The sequence below is a fragment of the Pseudomonas silensiensis genome, assembly GCF_050434865.1.
Classification (GTDB): domain Bacteria; phylum Pseudomonadota; class Gammaproteobacteria; order Pseudomonadales; family Pseudomonadaceae; genus Aquipseudomonas; species Aquipseudomonas fluorescens_W.
The window spans coordinates 159,631-180,528 of sequence record NZ_JBNDJH010000004.1 but is presented as its reverse complement, the minus strand read 5'-3'; the positions used below and the strand labels follow the sequence as shown (position 1 = coordinate 180,528).

25 protein-coding genes and 3 pseudogenes are annotated in these 20,898 nt (G+C 54.4%); 10 read left to right on the top strand and 18 right to left on the bottom strand.

The genetic code is table 11. The features are described 5' to 3' along the window. Positions 1–203 precede the first annotated feature (203 nt). The 7 genes from modA to QF010_RS07405 all read left to right on the top strand — a co-directional run bounded on the left by modA (position 204) and on the right by QF010_RS07405 (position 5,094). Positions 204–971: a molybdate ABC transporter substrate-binding protein gene (gene modA / locus QF010_RS07435; protein WP_033055171.1), complete on the top strand. Its 768-nt coding sequence runs from the start codon at positions 204–206 to the stop codon at positions 969–971. After that, positions 972–1,652, top strand: a complete 681-nt coding sequence (modB, locus tag QF010_RS07430) for a molybdate ABC transporter permease subunit (protein ID WP_008153716.1) — start codon at positions 972–974, stop codon at positions 1,650–1,652. Positions 1,653–1,655: 3 nt separating this feature from the next. Continuing rightward, entirely contained in the window at positions 1,656–2,735 is a 1,080-nt protein-coding gene (modC, locus tag QF010_RS07425; RefSeq protein ID WP_429532785.1) for a molybdenum ABC transporter ATP-binding protein, read from the top strand. Between the two features lie 75 nt (positions 2,736–2,810). Beyond that, the gene (locus QF010_RS07420; RefSeq protein WP_429532784.1) at positions 2,811–3,851 is read left to right on the top strand and encodes a DNA topoisomerase IB; all 1,041 of its coding nucleotides are present in this window, start codon (positions 2,811–2,813) and stop codon (positions 3,849–3,851) included. Positions 3,852–3,922: 71 nt separating this feature from the next. Further along, positions 3,923–4,144, top strand: coding sequence for a hypothetical protein (locus QF010_RS07415; RefSeq protein ID WP_033055174.1), 222 nt, complete (start codon positions 3,923–3,925; stop codon positions 4,142–4,144). A 127-nt stretch (positions 4,145–4,271) separates the two neighbouring features. Further along, positions 4,272–4,502 (top strand): hypothetical protein, encoded by a 231-nt coding sequence (locus QF010_RS07410; protein WP_010460746.1) that lies wholly within the window; start codon positions 4,272–4,274, stop codon positions 4,500–4,502. Positions 4,503–4,809: 307 nt separating this feature from the next. After that, a complete protein-coding gene (locus tag QF010_RS07405) occupies positions 4,810–5,094 on the top strand; it encodes a hypothetical protein (RefSeq protein ID WP_429509720.1) in 285 nt (94 codons plus the stop codon). Here the strand turns inward: QF010_RS07405 and QF010_RS07400 are convergent. Then, a pseudogene (locus tag QF010_RS07400) lies at positions 5,091–5,540 on the bottom strand (TetR/AcrR family transcriptional regulator); the annotation flags it as partial. The gene QF010_RS07405 and the pseudogene QF010_RS07400 sit on opposite strands and share 4 nt — an antisense overlap. A 136-nt stretch (positions 5,541–5,676) precedes the next feature. Here QF010_RS07400 and QF010_RS07395 point away from each other — a divergent pair. After that, positions 5,677–5,886 (top strand): hypothetical protein, encoded by a 210-nt coding sequence (locus QF010_RS07395; protein WP_033055177.1) that lies wholly within the window; start codon positions 5,677–5,679, stop codon positions 5,884–5,886. 148 nt (positions 5,887–6,034) lie between these two features. On the opposite strand, the gene QF010_RS07390 is transcribed toward QF010_RS07395, so the two are convergent. From QF010_RS07390 to QF010_RS07380, 3 genes and pseudogenes are all read right to left on the bottom strand, one after another. Next, a complete protein-coding gene (locus tag QF010_RS07390; RefSeq protein ID WP_033055178.1) occupies positions 6,035–6,289 on the bottom strand; it encodes a hypothetical protein in 255 nt (84 codons plus the stop codon). A 526-nt stretch (positions 6,290–6,815) separates the two neighbouring features. Then, positions 6,816–7,343, bottom strand: a pseudogene (locus tag QF010_RS07385) (acyl-CoA dehydrogenase family protein). Next, positions 7,292–7,486 carry a transposase gene (locus QF010_RS07380; RefSeq protein WP_429532783.1) on the bottom strand — a complete coding sequence of 65 codons (195 nt, stop codon included), beginning with the start codon at positions 7,484–7,486 and terminating at the stop codon, positions 7,292–7,294. The pseudogene QF010_RS07385 and the gene QF010_RS07380 overlap by 52 nt, the downstream one beginning before the upstream one ends. Positions 7,487–7,718: 232 nt before the next feature. On the opposite strand from QF010_RS07380, the gene QF010_RS07375 reads away from it, so the two are divergent. Beyond that, on the top strand, positions 7,719–7,862 hold the full coding sequence (locus tag QF010_RS07375; RefSeq protein ID WP_429532782.1) for a DUF2790 domain-containing protein: 144 nt from the start codon (positions 7,719–7,721) through the stop codon (positions 7,860–7,862). Positions 7,863–8,033: 171 nt separating this feature from the next. On the opposite strand, the gene QF010_RS07370 is transcribed toward QF010_RS07375, so the two are convergent. Together QF010_RS07370 and QF010_RS07365 are read right to left on the bottom strand one after the other, a co-directional pair. Continuing rightward, a complete protein-coding gene (locus QF010_RS07370) occupies positions 8,034–8,507 on the bottom strand; it encodes a hypothetical protein (protein ID WP_429532781.1) in 474 nt (157 codons plus the stop codon). A gap of 60 nt (positions 8,508–8,567) precedes the next feature. Further along, positions 8,568–8,975 (bottom strand): annotated as a pseudogene (locus tag QF010_RS07365) (DUF4113 domain-containing protein); the annotation flags it as partial. Positions 8,976–9,246: 271 nt separating this feature from the next. Between QF010_RS07365 and QF010_RS07360 the strand changes: the two are divergent. Next, the gene (locus QF010_RS07360) at positions 9,247–10,149 is read left to right on the top strand and encodes a helix-turn-helix domain-containing protein (protein ID WP_429532780.1); all 903 of its coding nucleotides are present in this window, start codon (positions 9,247–9,249) and stop codon (positions 10,147–10,149) included. Between the two features lie 90 nt (positions 10,150–10,239). Here the strand turns inward: QF010_RS07360 and QF010_RS07355 are convergent, their stop codons facing one another. The 12 genes from QF010_RS07355 to QF010_RS07300 form a co-directional block, all read right to left on the bottom strand. Beyond that, on the bottom strand, positions 10,240–10,797 hold the full coding sequence (locus QF010_RS07355) for a flavin reductase family protein (protein WP_429532779.1): 558 nt from the start codon (positions 10,795–10,797) through the stop codon (positions 10,240–10,242). Between the two features lie 79 nt (positions 10,798–10,876). After that, complete coding sequence (locus tag QF010_RS07350) at positions 10,877–11,641, bottom strand: SDR family NAD(P)-dependent oxidoreductase (protein ID WP_429532778.1); 765 nt, start codon at positions 11,639–11,641, stop codon at positions 10,877–10,879. Between the two features lie 268 nt (positions 11,642–11,909). Continuing rightward, positions 11,910–13,061 carry a pyrroloquinoline quinone biosynthesis protein PqqE gene (gene pqqE / locus QF010_RS07345; RefSeq protein WP_429532777.1) on the bottom strand — a complete coding sequence of 384 codons (1,152 nt, stop codon included), beginning with the start codon at positions 13,059–13,061 and terminating at the stop codon, positions 11,910–11,912. 128 nt (positions 13,062–13,189) lie between these two features. Next, complete coding sequence (gene pqqA / locus QF010_RS07340) at positions 13,190–13,261, bottom strand: pyrroloquinoline quinone precursor peptide PqqA (RefSeq protein ID WP_080290718.1); 72 nt, start codon at positions 13,259–13,261, stop codon at positions 13,190–13,192. Between the two features lie 229 nt (positions 13,262–13,490). Beyond that, positions 13,491–14,678 carry an MFS transporter gene (locus QF010_RS07335; protein WP_429532776.1) on the bottom strand — a complete coding sequence of 396 codons (1,188 nt, stop codon included), beginning with the start codon at positions 14,676–14,678 and terminating at the stop codon, positions 13,491–13,493. Positions 14,679–14,837: 159 nt separating this feature from the next. Beyond that, positions 14,838–16,112 carry an OprD family porin gene (locus QF010_RS07330; protein ID WP_429532775.1) on the bottom strand — a complete coding sequence of 425 codons (1,275 nt, stop codon included), beginning with the start codon at positions 16,110–16,112 and terminating at the stop codon, positions 14,838–14,840. Between the two features lie 143 nt (positions 16,113–16,255). Next, positions 16,256–16,759 carry a MaoC family dehydratase gene (locus QF010_RS07325; protein ID WP_429532774.1) on the bottom strand — a complete coding sequence of 168 codons (504 nt, stop codon included), beginning with the start codon at positions 16,757–16,759 and terminating at the stop codon, positions 16,256–16,258. 10 nt (positions 16,760–16,769) lie between these two features. Then, positions 16,770–17,528, bottom strand: coding sequence for an SDR family NAD(P)-dependent oxidoreductase (locus QF010_RS07320; RefSeq protein WP_429532773.1), 759 nt, complete (start codon positions 17,526–17,528; stop codon positions 16,770–16,772). After that, complete coding sequence (locus tag QF010_RS07315; RefSeq protein WP_429532772.1) at positions 17,525–18,142, bottom strand: hypothetical protein; 618 nt, start codon at positions 18,140–18,142, stop codon at positions 17,525–17,527. The genes QF010_RS07320 and QF010_RS07315 overlap by 4 nt, the downstream gene beginning before the upstream one ends. After that, entirely contained in the window at positions 18,139–19,287 is a 1,149-nt protein-coding gene (locus QF010_RS07310; protein WP_429532771.1) for a thiolase family protein, read from the bottom strand. Before QF010_RS07310 ends, QF010_RS07315 begins: the two co-directional genes overlap by 4 nt. Then, entirely contained in the window at positions 19,284–19,706 is a 423-nt protein-coding gene (locus QF010_RS07305) for a Zn-ribbon domain-containing OB-fold protein (protein WP_429532770.1), read from the bottom strand. Before QF010_RS07305 ends, QF010_RS07310 begins: the two co-directional genes overlap by 4 nt. A 20-nt stretch (positions 19,707–19,726) precedes the next feature. Next, on the bottom strand, positions 19,727–20,887 hold the full coding sequence (locus QF010_RS07300) for an acyl-CoA dehydrogenase family protein (RefSeq protein ID WP_429532769.1): 1,161 nt from the start codon (positions 20,885–20,887) through the stop codon (positions 19,727–19,729). Positions 20,888–20,898 lie beyond the last annotated feature (11 nt).

Here is a 20,898-nt window from a genome sequence, read left to right as displayed (position 1 = left end):
GACACCGCGGTCTTTCAGGCTAACGGTGGCAGCTGGATTTACGACCGCTACGCGGCCGAACGCAGCCTTCGGCAGCTGCTACAGGTTCATGCGTGGTCTCAACAACGCGCATCCGACACATTCCGTTTGCAGGCATTTCGCTATATATTCCGCTATATAGCGTTTCACCCCCTCGTTGAACTTGCCTACCACGGAGCCGTTTCATGACCATTCGTGCCTCACGTTTTGCCCCCACCTGCCTGGCAACCCTGCTGGCAGTGTTCGTTTTCGGGTCCGCCCAGGCGGACGAAGTCCAGGTCGCCGTCGCTGCCAACTTCACTGCACCGATTCAGGCGATCGCCGCCGATTTCGAAAAAGACACTGGGCATAAACTGGTCACCTCCTTTGGTGCCACCGGCCAGTTCTATACCCAGATCAAGAACGGCGCACCGTTCGAGGTGTTCCTCTCGGCGGACGACACCACCCCGCAAAAACTCGAAACCGAAGGCGACACGGTCAAGGGCTCGCGCTTCACCTACGCCGTCGGCACCCTGGCGCTGTGGTCGGCGAAAGAAGGTTACGTCGATGCCAAAGGCAAAGTGCTGAGCGACAACCAGTATCAGCATTTGTCCATCGCCAACCCGAAAGCCGCGCCTTACGGTCTGGCCGCCACTCAGGTATTGGCCAAGCTGGGCCTGACCGACAAGGTCAAAACCAAGATCGTTGAAGGCCAGAACATCACCCAGGCCTACCAATTCGTCTCCACCGGCAACGCTGAACTGGGTTTTGTGGCCTTGTCGCAGATCTACAAAGACGGCAAAGTCACCGGCGGCTCGGCCTGGATCGTTCCAGCCGACATGCACGACCCGATCAAACAAGACGCGGTGATCCTCAACAAAGGCAAGGACAACCCGGCCGCCAAGGCACTGGTTGACTACCTCAAAGGTCCGAAAGCCGCCGCAATTATCAAATCCTACGGTTACCAACTCTAAATGACGCTATCGAGTGCCGACTTTTCCGCCATCTGGCTGACCCTGAAACTGGCGTCGCTGACGACGGTTATCCTGCTGGTCATCGGCACTCCGATTGCGTTATGGCTGTCGCGCACCCGCTCGTGGTTGCGTGGCCCGGTCGGGGCGATCGTCGCCCTGCCCCTGGTGCTGCCGCCGACAGTGATTGGCTTCTATCTGTTGCTGGCGCTCGGCCCTAACGGGTTTGTCGGCCACTTCACCCAATCGCTGGGACTCGGGACCCTCACGTTCAGTTTCGCAGGGTTAGTGATCGGCTCGGTGCTCTACTCGATGCCGTTCGTGGTCCAGCCCCTGCAAAACGCTTTTTCCGCCATCGGCACTCGCCCATTGGAAGTGGCCGCAACCTTGCGCGCCAATCCCTGGGACACGTTTTTCAGCGTGATCCTGCCGCTGGCCCGCCCCGGTTTCATCACCGCTGCCATTCTCGGTTTCGCCCATACCGTGGGTGAATTCGGCGTGGTGCTGATGATCGGCGGCAATATTCCCGACAAGACTCGCGTGGTCTCGGTGCAGATCTACGATCACGTCGAAGCCATGGAATACGCCCAGGCCCATTGGCTGGCTGGGGCGATGCTGGTGTTCTCCTTTATGGTGTTGCTGGCGCTCTACTCCAGTCGCAAAACCAAAGCGGGCTGGAGCTGACCGATGATTCATACGCGACTGAAACTGAGGTACTCGGGGTTCGCCCTGGAAGTGGATCTGCAATTGCCCGGCCGCGGCGTCACTGCGCTTTACGGTCACTCCGGTTCGGGCAAGACCACTTGCCTGCGCTGCATCGCTGGCCTGGAGAAGGCCGAGCAGGGTTTCATCCAGGTCAACGATGAAGTCTGGCAGGACAGCGGCAAGAAGATTTTCGTGCCGCCCCACAAACGGGCGTTGGGTTACGTTTTCCAGGAAGCCAGCCTGTTTCCCCATCTGTCGGTGCTGGCCAACCTGCAGTTCGGCCTCAAGCGCATTCCTCGCCCACAGCGACGGGTCGACATGGCACACGCGACTGAACTGCTCGGGATCGGCCATTTGCTGGATCGCCATCCGCAGCACCTTTCCGGCGGTGAACGGCAGCGGGTCGGCATCGCCCGCGCCCTGCTCACCAGCCCGAAACTGTTGCTGATGGACGAGCCGCTGGCAGCGTTGGATAGCCAACGCAAAAACGAAATCCTGCCTTACCTGCAACGACTGCATGATGAGCTGGACATCCCGGTGCTGTACGTCAGTCACTCACAAGATGAAGTCGCGCGGTTGGCCGATCACCTCGTTCTGCTCAGCAATGGCAAGGCGCTGGCCAGCGGCGCTATTGGCGAAACGCTGGCCCGTCTCGACCTGCCCCTGGCGCTGGGCGACGACGCCGGCGTGGTCATCGAGGGGCACGTCAGTGCCTATGACCCCGACTATCAGTTGCTGACCCTGCAACTGCCGAACACGAACCTGAACATTCGCGTGGCTCACTCACCGATGACCCCGGGTCAGGCGCTGCGCTGCAAGGTTCAGGCGCGGGATGTCAGCCTGAGCCTGCAAAGCATCGAGCAAAGCAGCATCCTCAATCGCTTGCCGGTCACTGTGATCAGTGAAATGGGCGCGGACAATGCCGCCCATGTGCTCATCCGTCTGGACGCTGACGGCACACCGCTGCTGGCGCGGATCACCCGTTATTCCCGGGACCAATTGGGCGTGCACTCCGGCCAGCAACTCTGGGCACAGATCAAGGCGGTGGCGGTGCTGGCGTAAATCCGCTGGCACGACTGCAATGGCGCGCGGTCAATGGCTGTAACGGCCCCTGATCCCTCGCCAAGGACTACCGTCATGCCCGACATCGCGCTAACCGATGCGCTGCCATCCGACCTGCATTACGTCGATGACACCCAGCCCGGCATCACCCGCAAGAAACTGCGCGACACGTTCTGCTACTTCGACCCTGCGGGTCAGCGCATTACCGATCAAGACGAAATCAAACGCCTCAATGCCCTCGCCGTCCCCCCGGCCTACACCGATGTGTGGATCTGTGCCGACCCGCGCGGCCATCTGCAAGCCACCGGCCGAGATGCCCGAGGTCGCAAGCAATACCGTTATCACCCGCGCTGGCGAGAAGTGCGTGATGCCGACAAGTACTCACGCTTGCGGGACTTCGGGTTGGCGTTGCCGAAACTGCGCAAACAGCTTGAAGCACTGCTGGCGGCTCCCGGCTTCAGTCGCGACAAAGTCATGGCCACGGTCATCACCTTGCTCGATGCGACGCTGATCCGGGTCGGCAACACCCAGTACGCTCGGGACAACCGCTCCTACGGCCTGACCACCCTGCGCAACCGTCACGTCGAGGTCAACGGCAACGCGATCCTGTTCCAGTTCCGCGGCAAGAGCGGTGTCGAGCACCAGATCACCGTGAAAGACCGACGCCTGGCGCGGATCATCAAACGCTGCCTGGAAATTCCCGGGCAAAACCTGTTTCAGTACCTGGATGAAAACGGTGAGCGACACACCGTCAGTTCCTCTGACGTCAACGCCTACCTGCAAACCCTCACCGGTGCCGACTTCACTGCCAAGGACTACCGCACCTGGGCCGGTAGCGCGTTGGCGTTGGCGGTTTTGCGTGAACTGCAGTGGGAGCCTGAGTCGGATGCGAAGCGGCATGTGGTGGAGATGGTCAAGAACGTTGCCAAACAACTGGGCAACACCCCGACCGTCTGCCGCAAGTGCTACATCCACCCGGCGGTGCTCGATGGTTTTCTTTTGGGTGCGCTGGCTGAGCTGCCCAGGCCTCGAGCGCGCAAAGGGCTCAGGGCGGAGGAAGTCGGGCTGGCGGTGTTTTTGGAGAAGATGAGCGCAACCGTTGAAGCGACGAACTGACCTGTCTATTTTTTGCACGATCGCAAATGGCTTCTATAGTTGTTGTGAACCTGAATTAGCTGTGGTGAGCCATGGAAGACATTTTCGTTGTGAAGCGTTGCAACAAGATCATCATCTATGGCCGCCGAGCCGGAGATACCAGCCATCCACCACCCGATGCCGCCGTCTGGTATCGCATCGCCGATACTCGAACCCGTGGCTTCATCGGTGACGGTTTCGACCATGAAGAAGACGCCCGGCGTGAATGCCGGCAGCTCAATGCCAGGTCACAAGTGACGGTCCGAGAAGGCTGATGCTACCTGCCTTTCACGGGTCTATACTGAAAAAAGCTGAAGGATTAGCGACCCCATCGGCAGACAGCTCGCTCCCCCGCGGGCTTTTTGCTGCCAATTACAGGTTTCTTGAACGGAGGTGTTTGCCATGTCCGAAAAAGAGTCCATCACCACACTGCTCACCCTGCTCGACTCCCGTCAGGCTCGCCTGGCAGCGGCATGCAAGGAAATCGCCGACTGGGTCGATCATCAAGGCGGGCACCCGACGGCCCTCAGAATCCGTGATCGTCTGAACGACATTGAGAAGGACGCGCCACTGATTCGCAATACGCTGTCGTCGCTCAAACCTGTCGACCCGCCCCTGCCGCGGTTCAGATGATTCGACCTGGACATCCTCAAGGACACGGCCTGATTCAGGACGCATAAACGGCGACCTTATCGTCACCGGGTGCGTCCTTGCCTGAACACTTCCTGCTACATCCCCAACCCAGCCTGGCGCTGGGCTTTTTTATGGCTGCGCAATCTGTTTCACGCTGCGTTCACATCTCAGGCTCTAGATTGACCGGACTCCTTTGAAGAATCCCCTGGCCCGCCCGCATGCGGGCCTTTTTTTGCCCATTACGCTGGCAACGAACGTCACCGCACGCTAGAGGTCAAACGATTACACGTCACCAAGGAGGCGTCTGATGGTTACTCACTTCAAAGTCGGCGGGCATCTGGCCTGCGGTCACAAAGGCAGCAATCTCGTTTCAACCAGCGAACTGACCCGGGTGAAATGCAGAAGCTGCCGCAACACCGACGCGTTCAAGGATGCGCGCAAAGACCAACGCAACGCTGCACGCCGCGCCGCACGCAAAGCCAAAGTTACGCACACTGCCAATGACTGGCGTGCGGCTTGGGTCGAACGGCTCACCGCCATGGAAGGACTGCAACGATTGCCTCGTGGTTTCACCGGTCAGCCTTTCGTTTAGCTGACAGCATCGGTGGCCGGATCGAACTCATTCGATCCGGCCGCTGGCGCCATGATTTCCAGCAACGACATGCGTTGGAAGGCCTCGACCAGACCACGCCCCTCCTCGGGTGCGCATGAGATGGCCAGCCGCATCGTCGCCTCCCCCAGATGCCAGATCAGAAACGCAGACTCCCGAACCCGCAACGCATCACTGTCGGGGAATACCCGAAGCATCGCGTCAGCCAATAACCCGCCCGCAATACGACTCTCCTGCAGTTCCAACGCCATGAGCTGTTTGTCCGCCTGCATCCCGGACCAGATATCACGCATCGCCGGTGTAGCAAAAACGATCTCGTAATACTGATCGGGCAGCGCCGAATAGGCTGCTTGCAATCCTTGCGCGTCCTCGACTGCACCCAACGCCTCTTCGATACAGCGACGGCTTTCGGCGTTATAGCGCTCGGCGTGTGCGTTAGTTGGATGATTCTTAAGCCCCCAGCACCCTGCCATTTTTTGGCGGCGAACAGATTTCTCGACTAGGGTTCTATCGAATCGAAATTGCGCCGACGGTGTTGGCGGGCACTCATCAAGGAGGGGACAGATGACATCAATTCGAGATACCGAAAAAACCTATCGCACCTGGTCCAGCCCAATCTTGCTTGAACTCAAGGAGAGAGAAGACCAGCTAGACGCTGCAGCCCGCCAGGCCCTTCAAAATGTCTTGGTGGAGAGAAGGCTTGTCGATACCGGCAACCCTGCTGGCGAAGATCGACGCGGCGCTAATCCAGGGGTTAGCGGGCCGGGTCGATAACTGCCGCGGGCTAAAAAACAGCAAGCCAGAAACAAACAAGGGTTTGCATCAGCTTTCGCTCGCAAACCCTTGATTTTAGATGGTGCCCGAAGCCGGAATCGACAGCAGCCGCCTGACCCACCCTCACCTATTGTGCGAAGTACTGTTTTCAGGCCAAAGGAGCAGGCCCAAGAGTCAAATCGATGTCTAGCCTCGCCAATGCTTTGCCGCGGGCTAACGCCTCATTGAAGCTGTCGTACTTGGCATTTTCACGGATTGCTTCAACCCGGTTTTCTTTGTTCTCTACAGCGATTCTAAGTCCTGTTGGCACAGAATCACTGTCGCTATCCCATTCGAAATCAATCTTCGCTTTAACACCTCGATGCTCATATTCAACTGGGTACGGCCTTTCCACTAACACCATTTCGATCTCCTTGATCCGGCTCCATGCCGGGCCGAACACAAATACCCCACTTCTACGAATCACGCCAGCCGACGACGCAGGCTTCTGCCTGGGGATTGCCAATGAGCAATCCCGCAAATGCTTTGAGCGATGAAAAGTGCCCTCACTACGCCGCGCTTGATCCGGCGGGCGCCACCGCAACCACAAAGGCAAAAAAGTCTGACCAACTAAGTGAATTGCGGACCAACTCTTAAATAGCGGACCAGAAACAAACAAGGGTTTGCATCAGCTTTCGCCCGCAAACCCTTGATTTAAGATGGTGCCGAAGCCGGAATCGAACTTTCCTCTTTGTCGCTGAAAATAAAGGAAAATTTTAAGTTCGAAATTTTCTCTATCTCTATGTGTACCCTTATTGGGTTTTCAAATGGTACGACTTGAACGCAGTGGGGTACCGCGTAGACGAAAAATATCCCGGGTTAAAACAATGCCCCGCGAAACTGGCGCGGGGCTTGGTTCTAATGCTCTGGGTCAAAAGATTGAGCCGCTGTCAGCTGAATGTGGCCAGCGCGCTGTACCCTTTATCACGCAACAGCGTGTGCAATTGACGACGACGCACACCCTGGTTGCCCCCATCGAACAACGGCAAGGCAATAGCATCCTGCAACAAAGCGCCCATCGGCATTGCGTGGCTGTAGCTTTCGATACCGACCACGCGCATCAGGTCGGTGATGACCCGCACGGCCACTTCCGAGCCGTACACCTTGGAATGCAGCGCCAGCTCCAACGCGCCCGGAGTTTGCGCGTCCTGAGCCCAACAGGCTCGTCAGGCCAGGCTGCGAACGGCCTCAATGGAGCTCTTGGCGTCAGCCAGCGCATAACCCACTGGCTGGTGCTCGATGATCGGCTGCACTGCGCCACGGTGTTCGGTCCGGCAAAAATCCAGGGCGACGTCGAAGGCTGCGCGCATCAACCCGCAGGCCAGGAAGCCGACCAAGGCCGCCGTAGAGCTGAAGCTGGCCTCGATCAACCCGCAGCCCTCGCCTTCGACATCGAGGTTACCCAGCGGTACGCGCACCGGTAAAGCGGCAGCCACTTGCGGATCACGTTGGCGTTGATGCCGTGGCTGATGGCGACGCTGGATAGGGTTGCAACCGGTTGCAGGCATTCCTGAACAACCTGGGCCTTGAAGGGTTTCAGATAAGAGCTTCGATGGCGCATGGAAATCCTGACGTTAAGGCCGATAGCGTCCGCTTAAAAATACACGGACACCATCGCCCTTAATGCTGGAGTTCGGAAGGTGACTTCCCCAGACGCTTACGGTCGCTTCACGCCCAGAGGAAGTCAGTCTTTCAAAGCAGGCCTTCCTCTGAAAACCCTTTCCACCCTGTAATTATCCGTCTTCGCTAGCAGTGCTATCGCCGCTGTCGAACCGGTCAAGACCAGGACACTTTTGGATATCGCGAAAACCAGCAGCGTCACCGACACAAGCAAGGAATGTGGTGTGGTTCCGGTGCTCCTGGTTTATGAAGATTTGAAGGGCCAGCGTCACACCGCTAGCTATTCGGTACTTGACAGTGGTTGTGAAAGTAATTAATGGTTCCGTTATTCCTTATCGCGAAACCAAGGGAGGCGCGCATACAACGTGTCTCTTTTGTTTGATCGCCCTGCATACGGATAACGCGAGTTTCCTAGCGATCGAGGAGCGATAAACCGTCAGGTGTACTGGCGCGCTCCGATGTCCCCTTTACGGTTGATCGCGCCTCAATCACGACTCAACCGGCTTGATCGAAACGACATCAAAATAGCGAAACTTTTGTTTCTTAGCCTCATTTTTGGCTGCTTGTTCCGCGACAATCGTGCTTAACGTATTCGCATCGTATACGAACACTTCTGCCTCACCTTCGAACTCCCTCGTAACGCGCAGCGTTACCCGCAGCCTCGGCGAGAAAGATTTTGAAAGGGCTCGACGTACTGGCTTTTCTTGTGGCGTCGGACTAGGCACAGGAGTGGGAGCGATGAATATTGACTCAGATTCAGACTGTTTAGGTGAGCCGAAAAGCGCATGGCGCATTTCCTCCTCGCTTAGCTGTGTTGCCATGAATGCATACCCATATCGTTTGATGCGATCGAAAAAACTGAAGCTGCTTTCGGCTGCTTTGAGGAAGATGACACATCTCCCATGACAGACAAAAATTCTCTTTCTAACCAATGGAATTGTTTTGGGCATACGGCTTGACATCGCTAAGTCATTCCCTGTCGAGCCCCACGTACTAAGGCTCGCCATCTTTGATCTCTAACCCTATTTACAACTGATCGTCCACGGCTCATCGAGTTTGGTCGTGTAGCTCTGACTCAACATCTCGCGACGCATTGCCCAAGCAGGGTTAGCAGGCACACTTGCCGAACGTAGCGTACCTCTCCCCCACCTTTCGTTGATCTTGTCTAATACTCCCATAAGATTTGCAGCCTCCGTCGCTTGCGACGCAGCAAACCGTGTACTCGCCGGGTTTGCAGAAATTCAGCAGCAAAATTCGGCTTTGCTGTAGTTGAATCCAGGTCGATACACACGTTCCAACGCATCGACCGCGGTCTTTGTCAGCAATCTCACATCGTCAGTCGGATACGGCAGATCCACGACAACACCATTCTCAAATTTGGTTTCCTCTGGATTGAACTGACTGAATCTCTGCCTCTTTTGCTCGCAGAGCCTCTTTGGACACCACTTTCGGTAAATTGTGACGTAAGCGGGTCTCCCCTTCAGTTCGTCTACGCTGAACCGCTCCATGGTGAAAGCCGCGCTGGTGTCGCCCTCCAAAGGGGCCAAGGCCATTTGATTGCGAGGAAAGCTGCCTGGCATTTGGAGTGAACTGTCGGCAGATGTTGCCTGCCAAGTGGTACCTTCGCAGGTGCCTTCGCCCTTTACTCACGGAGGCATATGATAATTTTATTTTTCATAGATGCCTTTAAGGAGACGAGTCGTGGAGCCCGTAGAGCGAACCTCTGCAAGCGGTTTAGAAGCACACATCCGCGGTGAGCGCATTGCTGCAACCGACGGCATTTCCTCGAAAGAAATACTGGTCCAGATTTTTAACCGAGAACGTATAGAGGAAAGCCTCATCGTGCCCGCCGTAGCAGAACCGCTGATCGTTTGGGTTCTATCCGGTGATGCAACAGTTGAAGAACGGGTAGCCGGTGAGGAATGGAGTTCAAACGAAGTGAAAAAGGGAGACTTTTTCCTTACCACTTCCTCCGTCCCTTACGAAATGCGTTGGCACGTTTCCGGCTCGGAGCCTTTTGTGGTCATGCATATTTACATCGCACTCCAACTACTCGAACGTGCGATCCAAGAAGCGCACGAGGGACCCGCAGGCTCAATTCGTTTGCGCGAAATATCAGGAGGTCGAGACGAGTCGCTGTCGGTATTACTCGAACAGTTTAGAGTTGAGCTGACCACCATGGGAGAAACCAGCGCACTCTTGATACAAGGAATCGCTCAGTGCATCGCCGTGCACCTGGTCCGTAGGTATCTTGACGCTGGAGCTGAAAACATTGCTCATCGCAATGCGCTGCCGGTATTCAAGCTGAAGCGTGTTGTAAACACGATGGAGAAAAAGCTCGGAGAAGATTTTTGTTTGGCTGATCTAGCTAATGAAATTGGAATGAGCGAGTACCATTTCAGTCGTCTGTTCAAACGTGCGACCGGGCATTCACCCTCTCAATACTTCATAAAGCTGAGAATGAGCAAAGCAAAGCAGCTCCTCATAGAAACCGAAAGAAGCATCATTGATATTGGCATGGACGTTGGCTACAGCAGTGCCAGCCACTTCTCCCAAGTATTTAAACGGGAAGCCGGCGTTCCTCCAAGCCACTACCGAAAATGAACACCGCTCGCTTTTTATTCAGGGCGCAAAATCCATTAAAATCGACAAAGTACAGCACTTAAATGGATTATTGATCGGGCTTTGTTCAGCTCAGAGATTCTGCGGTTTAAAATCCTCACGCAAACTTATTGTCTCCCCAGCAATCATGAACTTGCCTTGGCCGCGATAATGAAGGGTTTTCGGATTTTCCACTGAAGTCGCAACGTGTGCCTTTACCACTTCCCATACAAACAGCCCATACTCTCCGATAAAGTTGGAATCGGAAAGCCGGCACTCAAAATTTGCATAGCACTCCTTAATAAGTGGAGCCTTGACCTTATCCGCCTTTTCCGGCGTAAGACCAAACTCTCTAAATTTATCAATTTTATCTCCGGTGCTATTACCCACAGCCACTACTTTTGAAGCCAACTCAACCGTAGGAATATTGATCACACACTCTTGGCTGTTCCGAATCAAATCATAGCTGTGGTTTCCGGCCCAGATGTAGCAACCGAACAGTGCCGGCTCGAACTGTATCATCATATGCCAACCCATCGTCATGATATTCGTCTCGCCCTTCCAGGCTGAACTAACCATTACAATCGGCCCCGTCTCCAAATGCCGGCGCACATCAATTAGTGGGTAGTTGGATTTTTCAAACATGGTCATGTCTTCCTCCGGCGCTAAAGCAACCTCGATCAAAATCAAGCGACACGGCCTGAGCTATGCCGCTTGCGCAACCAAGAAATCAACTTCCAACAGCGACGCTCATTCCTCCATCAGCCATAACGACCGAACCGACAATAAAGCTGGCACGCTCGGAAGCCAAAAACGCAACGATCTCCGCGATTTCGCCAGGAGAAGCCGCCCTGCCGATCGGCGCCGACTTACCGTGATCTTCCAGGAAGCCTGGACCGTCTTCCATAAAGTGATTCAGGAGATTAGTGACTACGTCACCCACGCCAATCGCGTTGACACGAATGCCATGGTCAATTGCTTCCAAGGCTTGAGTTCGAGTCAGTTGAGCGAGCGCACCTTTTGATGCGGTGTAGGCAGCAATACCAGGGAATGCGAAATAAGAGGCATAGGAAGCGATGTTGACGATTGCACCCGACTTTTGCTTCATCATTTCTTTCGCGGCTTCTCGCGAGTGGAGGAACGCGCCAGTAACGTTCGTCTCCATCTGCCAGCTCCAATCCTCGCGCGTCATTTCAATGAGCGGTTTGTAGATGATCCGACCTGCATTGTTGACCAGTACATCGAGCTTGCCGAAGTGCTGTATCGCCAAGGCAACAGCGGCTTCAGCCGAGCCATCGACGGTAATATCAGCCACGAAAGGAACCAATCCTGGGCGCTCCAGGCTTTTCACCTCTGGATTGATATCTTCAGCAATTACTTTGGCGCCCCGAGCATGGAACAGCTCGGCGATTGCGCGGCCAATACCACTTGCGGCCCCCGTAACAATCACAACTTTGCCAGCTATTTCGTTCGGCGTAGGGATAAAATCAGTCATGTCATTTCTCCAGTTAAGACAGTAGCTGAACAATTTCAGCCACTACACATACGAGTGAGCGTATGTGGCTGTCGCTTTCGACGAATCAACTTTCGCCTATTGCAACCATCCACTCTTTAGGAGCCTTGCTTGCCCTGTCGGGGTTTTGCTTTTATCTCTCGGGCAACTACTTTTTCCAAAAACCTTGACCCCATCAAGGGATGGTTTAAACCCTCATTACCATTTAACCGCACTATTGGTTACTCAGAAGTTGATAACATCGAACTGTTCAGCGAGAGGTCGCAATAATCCGAGACGCGCGCTCATTGCGAAACACCAGTTCGTCGATCCGCGGGGCCACACCTTCAGCCTCCCGACGTGCCGCCAATATCTTGTGGTGATGAGACGACTTCGAACACACCGGGTCCGCGTTGCTGGCGTCACCCGTTAGTTGGAAAGCTTGGCAACGGCAGCCACCGAAGTCGCGTGATTTTTCGTCGCAGGAGCGGCACGGTTCGACCATCCATTCGTGCCCGCGAAAGCGATTGAAGCCGAAGGACTCGTACCAGATGTGCGCAAGGCTGTGCTCGCGGACATTCGGAAACTGCACGGGTAACTGACGAGCACTGTGACAAGGGAGTGCCGTACCGTCCGGCGTGATGTCGAGGAACACACTGCCCCAACCATTCATGCAGGCCTTGGGGCGTTCCTCGTAATAGTCCGGAGTGACGAAAATCAATTTGCAGGGATGCTTCTCGGCCGCCAGTTTCTCCCGATACTCATTGGTAATGCGCTCGGCGCGTTGCAATTGTGCATGGGTCGGCAATAGCCCCACACGATTCAACTCTGCCCAACCGTAGAACTGGCAGGTCGCGAGTTCTACGAAATCAGCCTCAAGATCCAGGCAGAGTTCGATAATTTGGTCGATTCGATCAATGTTGTGTCTGTGAGTGACAAAGTTGAGCACCATTGGATAACCCGCAGCCTTGACTGCCCGAGCCATGGCTCGCTTCTGCTCAAAGGCTTTACGAGAACCTGCCAACAAGTTATTGACCGTTTCATCGCTGGCCTGAAAGCTGATCTGAATGTGGTCAAGACCGACACGCTTGAAGGCTTCGATACGCGCTTCATCAAGGCCGATACCAGAAGTGATCAGGTTGGTGTAGTAGCCCAACTCGCTAGCGGCGCGGATCAGTTCCTCCAAATCCTGACGTACCAGTGGCTCACCGCCCGAAAACCCCAACTGCGCTGCGCCTAACTCGCGAGCCTGACGAAATACATCTATCCATTCGGCGGTGGTGAGTTCCCGCCCCTGCCGGGAAAAATCCAACGGGTTGGAGCAGTAAGGACACTGCAACGGACAGCGATATGTCAGCTCAGCGAGCAGCCAAAGCGGTAGCCCGACTGAATGTTCAGGTGACTTGCAACCAGAACTGTTCATGAGCAGCCTCCAGGGACTGTATGACATCGTCTGCCAGCATTAAGGAAGTTGACCCCGACTGGGCCGGGGTCAACATGGCAGGGGCTGCTCTCGTGTCGTGGACGAAGAGACGGCCCCATCACAGCGCGTCAGCGGTTGGCAAAGTACATAGTCACTTCAAATCCAAGACGCATGTCGACGTAGGTAGGTTTGGTCCACATAGATATTTCCTCATTTTTGTTTGAATGTGTGTCGTTGTGTAAAACGCCTTTTTGTTCGCAGATAAGAACATTATTCCTTATTAGGAACAAGCCTAGCACCATAACACCCCGCTTACAAGTCACTACAGGGGGCGAGAAGACCAGCACCTTTCTGGTAAAAGAGATCGCATCAATGGGACCACTCAACAATGCAAAAAGTACATCGAGAGGTCGCGTCATTGGGGACTGCTTAAGTCGCCTGCTGCCTTCCAGCTCTTTCCATGAAGCAATAGGTGATGAGCAAAAAGGCAGGAAAACCTGCGCCCAGGAAGCACAAACCCTTCCATCCAAAATGACGCAACCAGATACTTGCGAGGGCAGAGCCGATCGCTGCACCAATGAAGTTTACCGCCACAAATACAGCGGTGATTCGTGAGTTGGCGTTTGGCTCAAGCTTGTAAATCACGGATTGATGGGTGATCTGCAAACCCATTACCGCAATGTTCAGCGCAATTGCCGACGAGATGATTACCCAAAGCCCCAGCATGGAAAACGACAGCGATATCCAACCAGTCAACATCAGAAGCGCCAGACCAATTGTCAGATGATCCTTGTACCCCTGATCACTCAAACGACCAATCAAACCTGGCACCAGGGCCCCGGCGATACCCGTGATGCCAATCAAACCAATGGTGGAAGCCGGGAAGCTGTACGGCGGTTGTGAGAGCAGAATCGGTAACCCTGTCCAAAGGCTACTAAAACTGGCCATCCCCAAAGCACCGTATAAAGCTCGTCGACGAAGTGGTGCATGCCTGGCGCTAATCTGCACAAGTGATTTCATCAGGTCGCCATAATGAATATCCCGGCCTTTTCGTTCCGGCTCTTGAGGCAAACTCCGCCGCAAGAGGAACAGCAGCAAGATCACAGCGACACACGCCACCCCATATACCATCCGCCACCCGGCGAAATTTCCAATCCCTCCAGAGACCAACCAAGAGAGTGGAATGGCCAACAACGCGCCAGTCATTACCACGCCAACCATGCGACCACGTTGCTCGATAGGCGCGATCGAAGCGACATAGGGAACGATCAACATTGCCGACGACGACGTTGTTCCAGAGATGAGTGCAGCCAAACTGAACACTACGAAATTTGGACTTAAAGCTGCGACCAACAACGCACAAGCGTTCACAGCGAACATGACTGTTAGCAGCCCTCTTCGCGCCAACACGTCGCCAAGCGGAACGACCATCAAAATGCCCAGCGTGTAACCCAGTTGAGTACAGCTAACGATAAGCCCTGATGTAGAGACTGGAATTGCGAATGTCCCTGCAACCAAGGAAAGGATCGGTTGCAGATAATACATATTGGCAATCATCGCCCCTGCGGCGAAGGCGAAAAGGAGCATTCTGACCGTTGAGAGCGACGAGTTGTTCATGTGTCTGAATCCTTTGAGCGGTGACAATAGGTCGTTGTGAGCCAGCCAAGGATTTAATCCCTGCCCCCACAGCGCAGTAGCGTTCAGTTTCTAGATTTATCTATTGGGTGCGTTACGACGCTTCTATGATGTTCTTGCCTGATTCTGTTCTGTCGTCGATTACCAGAACGCGTAGGTGTAACTGACAATCAGCCGATTTTCGTCCACATCCACCGTGTTACTACCGCGGTACATGACGTTACGCCACTGAAGCCTTACGCCCTTTAGGGCCGTGTCCTGTACTACATAGCTCAGGTCGATGTCCCGCTCCCATTCCGTTGCTGACTGGCCGGCAATTTCAAAATTGTCTCCAGTCACATAGCGCCCCATAAGCGTCAAGCCAGGAACGCCCATTGCCACAAAGTTGTATTCATACTTGAGCTGCGATGATCGCTCGTGGGCACGTAGAAAATTGGTGTATGTCGAGGTGTTGTAGGTATAGGGATCCGTTCCACCGAACACGAATGGCATGCCGGTCTCGCCATGCAGCTCCTGGTATACAACGCCCACGGAATGTGGGCCGTTTGCGAGCGTCAACATACCCGCGGTGTTTTTGTTGTCGACATTGGTATTGCCTTGGTGGCGACTGTCGAAATACCGAAATTGAGAGGTCAGCGAGACAGTTTCATTCAACGAAAACTTATGGATCAGGCTCGCATACTGCTGCGAGTAATTACTTTCGAGCGTGGCGTAATAGTAGGTACCAGTAAGCGCCGGAGTGAACGTATAAGTCCCACCCAAAAAATCAAATCCATCACTTTCGACGCCTCCCGTAGCACCATCCGCGGCCATCTTCATACGATCGTTACCACTGGAGTCGCGATAGCGGGATCGGTCAAAACGGCCTGCCATGACCTGGGTATTTTTCAAGTCGTCCGACTGAAGCTGAACACCTTCGAAGGTCTGAGGTAATGAACGTGTATCGTTGCGAAAGAGCACGGGTAAAAGTGGCTGGAAGGTGCCGACCGCAAGCTGCGTTTTCGAGACCTTGGCTTTTGCGGTAAGCCCCATAAAACTGAACTCGTCACTCGGCTTACCCGAGGCTGGATTGTAGGCAAGTGCGCCAGTGCCGGTAGTACCAGCACCAGAGTCAAGCTTGAGGCCTACCAGGCCGAGCGCATCAAGTCCGAAACCGACTGGCCCTTCAGTAAACCCCGACTCAAAACGTAAACCGAAGGCTTGCACCCAGTCCTCCGCCTTGACCTTATCGCTGTTCTTTCGTTGTGCGGGTACATCGCGATAAGGATCGCGAAAATCCCTGTTCATGTAGAAGTTGCGAGCATCAAGACTCAAGTGACTATCTTTGATTAGGTCCGCCCTGGCAGACATAACCGGCATGAGCAGCAAACATCCAAGCGATGCGACCTTCAGCGTAAAACGATTGTCGTGATACATGTGTGCATACCTTTTTTATTTTTGTGGGCATGACTTTCCCGCCACGTCCTTTTGAGGACATGCTCGGGAACAGCGAAACGAGAGACTGGTGAAGGCTTGTAATCGGCGCTGATGCCACCGATTACAAATCTCTCACTAGCGCTTCATGACTTCCTGATCGGTTCGGGCCGAGGCTGGATCGGAGCCCCGCCGGCTTTGTAAATCATCACCGTCCGGATGAATTCAATGACCACTACCCCCTCTTGGGTGTACCCGGTTGTTTTCAGCGCCATGATTCCGGCTTGAGGATGCTTCGAGGACTCACGAAGAGAGATCACTTGCGACTCGCTGTAGATTGTGTCGCCTTCATAAGCAGGAGCAGGCAGCCTCACTTCGGACCAGCCAAGGTTTGTCATCACGTTAGGTGTCAAGTCCGCAACTGACTGCCCGGTAACCAAAGCCAGAGTAAATGTCGAGTTAAAAGGCATACGTTCATGACCAGAGGCCTTCGCGTACTCATGATTAAGGTGCAGTGGTGCCGGATTCTGAGTCAGCAGCGTAAACATCATGTTGTCGTAAGTTGTAACTGTGCGAGCGTTTCGGTGCTTGCATACATCGCCCACCGAAAAGTCCTCATAAAACCGGTCACGCCATTCTTTTTCGCTCATGTCATGTCTCTCAAATTTTCGTGATCGGATCGCTGATGCTGCGTCCACCGCAAGCAACAAGCGTCTGGCCGGTGACGTAACCGCTAGCGGATCCAGCAAGAAACAATACGAGTGCTGCAACGTCCTCAACGGTTCCCGCACGGCCTGCGGGAATGGCGTCAAGGACTCGCTCGAGGATGTGAGGCGGCAGTGAACGGGCCATTGGAGTTTCAATGAAACCTGGCGCAATACAGTTGACCGTAATGCCGCTTGGAGCCAAATCGAGTGCCAAGGAACGACTGGCCCCAACCACCCCACCTTTGGCGCAGCTATAACCGGAGGACCCAAAATTACCCAGCCACGCACGCGATGCTATGGAAATAATGCGCCCCTGCCCTGCTTTTTTCATGATTGGCGTGACGGCCTCAATCAAACGCAATGGCCCGATCAGGTTGACCGAAATCAGCTGACGAAAAAGATCCGCTGGCATTTTTTGTACCCGTGCGTCCTTGAGCCATCCTGAGCAGTTAACCAATAGCTCTATTCCTCCAAAATCCTCCTGTGCTCTTTTGCAGAGCCTTGAGGGCAGATCTGGGTCGAGCATATCGCCAGCCACCCCAATCACACGCCCTGGCAAGTCATAAGTCGCATTGACCAAGTCATTCAGTCGATCCTGATCAAGGTCTGTAGCAATCAAATCAATACCAGCGCTTGCCAGTGTCAACGTCAACTCGCGGCCAATTCCACCCGCAGCGCCGGTGATGATGCCGTTCGACGGTAAAGTGCTCATGGATGCAACCTCCCCACATCTGCTGCTCCCTGCGCGTAGATTTCCTGGCCGTTAACACCACGTGTTTCTTTGCCGAGAAGCATACTGATGAGTGCCGCGAGGGACTGGGTGTCTGCGAGCATCATTTTTTCTGGAACTGATTCGCTGGGCGCTGCTGCATACATCAACGTATTTGCCGTGATCGGCGTCTTGCGCAGCTCGAGCGCCAATGTCCTAAAGAGGCTGAGCATTGCGCCAGCCAAGGTGGAGTCCACAAGTTGCGCGGGATCCCCCATCGCTGCATTGCCTGGCAACAGAGAAATCAATCGGCCAGAAACATTGCGTGCCTCGAATGACGCCAAAGCTGCTTTAACGTAAACAAAACTTGTCGCTAGAAGATCCAGCATATCGTCCAGGCTGGCAGTCAGCGTTCCATTCGCAGCAAAGGACGGGGCGATGATCAGACCGTCGAAATCAGAGTGTGCGTCTAATAGGCATGCGATCTGTTCCTCATCTGCAGAGGCTCCTTTTGGAAGAGTTAGCTCGATGGGACACAGTGTAATTAAATGCGCCTCCAGCGCTTCGGCCAGATCACTGGTATCCAGTCCATTGGCTAAGAGAAGAACCTTTATCATAACGACATCACCACCGTAGTAACCGATGCACCATCGGTTCCGCTGACCGTTCCACCTTTGCAATACGCAAGGCCAAGACGAGCATTTTCAACCTGCCGCAACCCAGCCTGGCTCATGAGCTGCCAATACAACTCACATACCTGAGCCATACCGGTAGCACCGACTGGATGACCGCGCGAAAGAAGGCCGCCGCTAGGGTTGACCGGTAACTTTCCACCGATAGAAGTTTTTCCATCTGCGGTCCAGGCGGCACCTTCGCCTTTGGGGATAAGGCCTAGACCTTCCAGACGGACGATCTCTGCGATCGTAAAGCAGTCGTGCATTTCAACCACGTCAATGTCCTGAGGAGAGATGCCGGCAGCCTCATAGGCCTGTAAGCCTGCTCGACGAGAAATATCCTCCTCATTGACGTCGTAATGACCGCTGCGAAGTGTGCCACTCACTAGCCCAATTGCTCGAACCTCAGGTCGCGCGGAAGTAATCCCTAACCTAGCTAGCCCTTTGGGACTACATACAATTGCAGCGGCCGCCCCGTCGCTAATTGGACTGCAATCTAGCAACCCCAATGGATCTGCGATAGGCCGCGCGTTGAGCACGTCTTCCAGCGTCACTCGATGCTGATACTGTGCGTACGGATTGTTCATTGAATGGGCATGGTTCTTCACCGCGACCATCGCAATCTGCTCTCTGGTCGCGCCATAGTCAGCCATGTACCGACGTGCGCTCAGAGCATGCCCGGCTGTCATCACATAGCCCTGCATTGCATCCAGATCGTTCGCATCAGGGGTTACGCCCCCCTTCACACGGTCAGTCATTTTTTCAGCGCCAATCACCAGCACAACGTCATACAGGCCGGCGCGAATTGCCATCCACGCTTCTCGCAAAGCAGTGGCACCGCTTGCGCAATAGTTTTCATGATTGCTGACCGGAAGACCGCCGAGCCCCAACTCTGTCGCCACCCTTTGGCCGGCAACAGGTCCCCCGAACACATGACCTACGAAGACTGCTTCGATTTGATTACGAGTTGCACCGCTATCGCGAAGAGCACCGTTCGCGGCCTCAACCGCCAGGAGCTCGAACGTCACAGATGGGTCGTATTTACCGAAGCGAACCATGCCAACACCGGCAACATGACTGGTATTCATTGTGCGCACTCCTTAGGAACGAAGACGTAGCCGATCAGCTCACATCCGTCCTGTTCGCCAACAGGGCGGATGTCCAAACGAACGCGCATGTTGATGTGAAGCGTATCGATGGGTGCGTCAATCTGAGCCATCACCCGCACCCCATCGGTCAAATCGACATAGGCCAGTGTGTAAGGAGTTTTGCGACCACCAGGTGCCTGGCGAATGACCGTGTAGCTATAGATTTTTCCCTCATTGGCGAGCACGACTTGTGGCTCTACATCATCAGAGTTGCACGCAGGGCAAAACGAACGAGCGGGAAAAGTACGGATCGAACATTGATTACATGCGGATCCCAAAAGACTTGGTGGATCGACATGAAAAAGCCCTTCCCGAATCGGACGAGAGTGTGAGTCCATGGACGATTGAACGGTTGTCATGAGCGTTTCCTCGCAGATCGTCAGTAGGATTTCGGAAGGCCGAGTACGTGTTCGGCAATGTAGGCGTAGATGAGGTTTGTTGAGATGGGCGCGACTTGATACAGCCGTGTTTCACGGAATTTGCGCTCAATGTGGTACTCGTTGGCAAAGCCAAAACCACCGTGTGTCTGCATGCATACGTTGGCCGCTTCCCAAGAGGCTTTTGCCGCAAGGTATTTCGCCATGTTCGCTTCAGCACCACAGGGCTGGTGCGAATCAAACAACTGACAAGCTTTCCAACGCATCAAGTTGGCCGCCTCCAGCTCCATATATGCGTCCGCTATAGGAAACTGAACGCCTTGGTTAACGCCGATCGGGCGACCGAATACTTCACGCTCATTCGCGTATTTGCGAGCCCGGTCAATGAACCAGTAGCCATCCCCAATGCATTCAGCCGCAATAAGGGTTCGCTCTGCATTAAGCCCGTCAAGGATGTATTTGAAGCCTTTACCCTCTTCCCCAATCAGGTTTTCAATCGGGATTTCGAGGTTGTCAAAAAACAGTTCGTTGGTCTCATGGTTGACCATGTTAGCGATGGGTTGAACCGACAACCCCCGACCAATCGAGTCTGCAAGGTCGACAACAAATATCGACATGCCTTCTGACTTGCGACGAACATCAGCCAACGGCGTCGTACGCGCCAGAAGGATCATGAGATCAGAATGCTGTACCCGAGAAATCCAGACTTTTTGGCCATTAACAACATAACGGTCGCCCTTCTTAACCGCGGTTGTTCTCAGCTGTGTGGTATCCGTGCCGGTCGTAGGTTCGGTAACGGCCATGCTTTGAAGCCGAAGCTCACCCGTTGCAATTTTAGGTAGGTACCGAGCCTTCTGCTCATCAGAACCGTGCCTCAGCAAAGTGCCCATGTTGTACATCTGGCCATGGCAAGCACCAGAATTCCCACCATTGCGGTTTATCTCCTCCATGATCACTGATGCCTCGGCAAGCCCCAGTCCGGAGCCACCATATTCTTCAGGGATGAGCGCGGCCAACCAACCTGCGTTGGTCAACGCATTAACGAACGCCTCCGGATAAACGCGAGCTTCATCAATCTTCAGGAAGTAGTCGTCTGGAAAGTCGGTAAACAGTCCACGAATTGCTTCCCGAATATCCTGATAGCCATCGAGTTGTTTATTCATTTCGGCAGTCC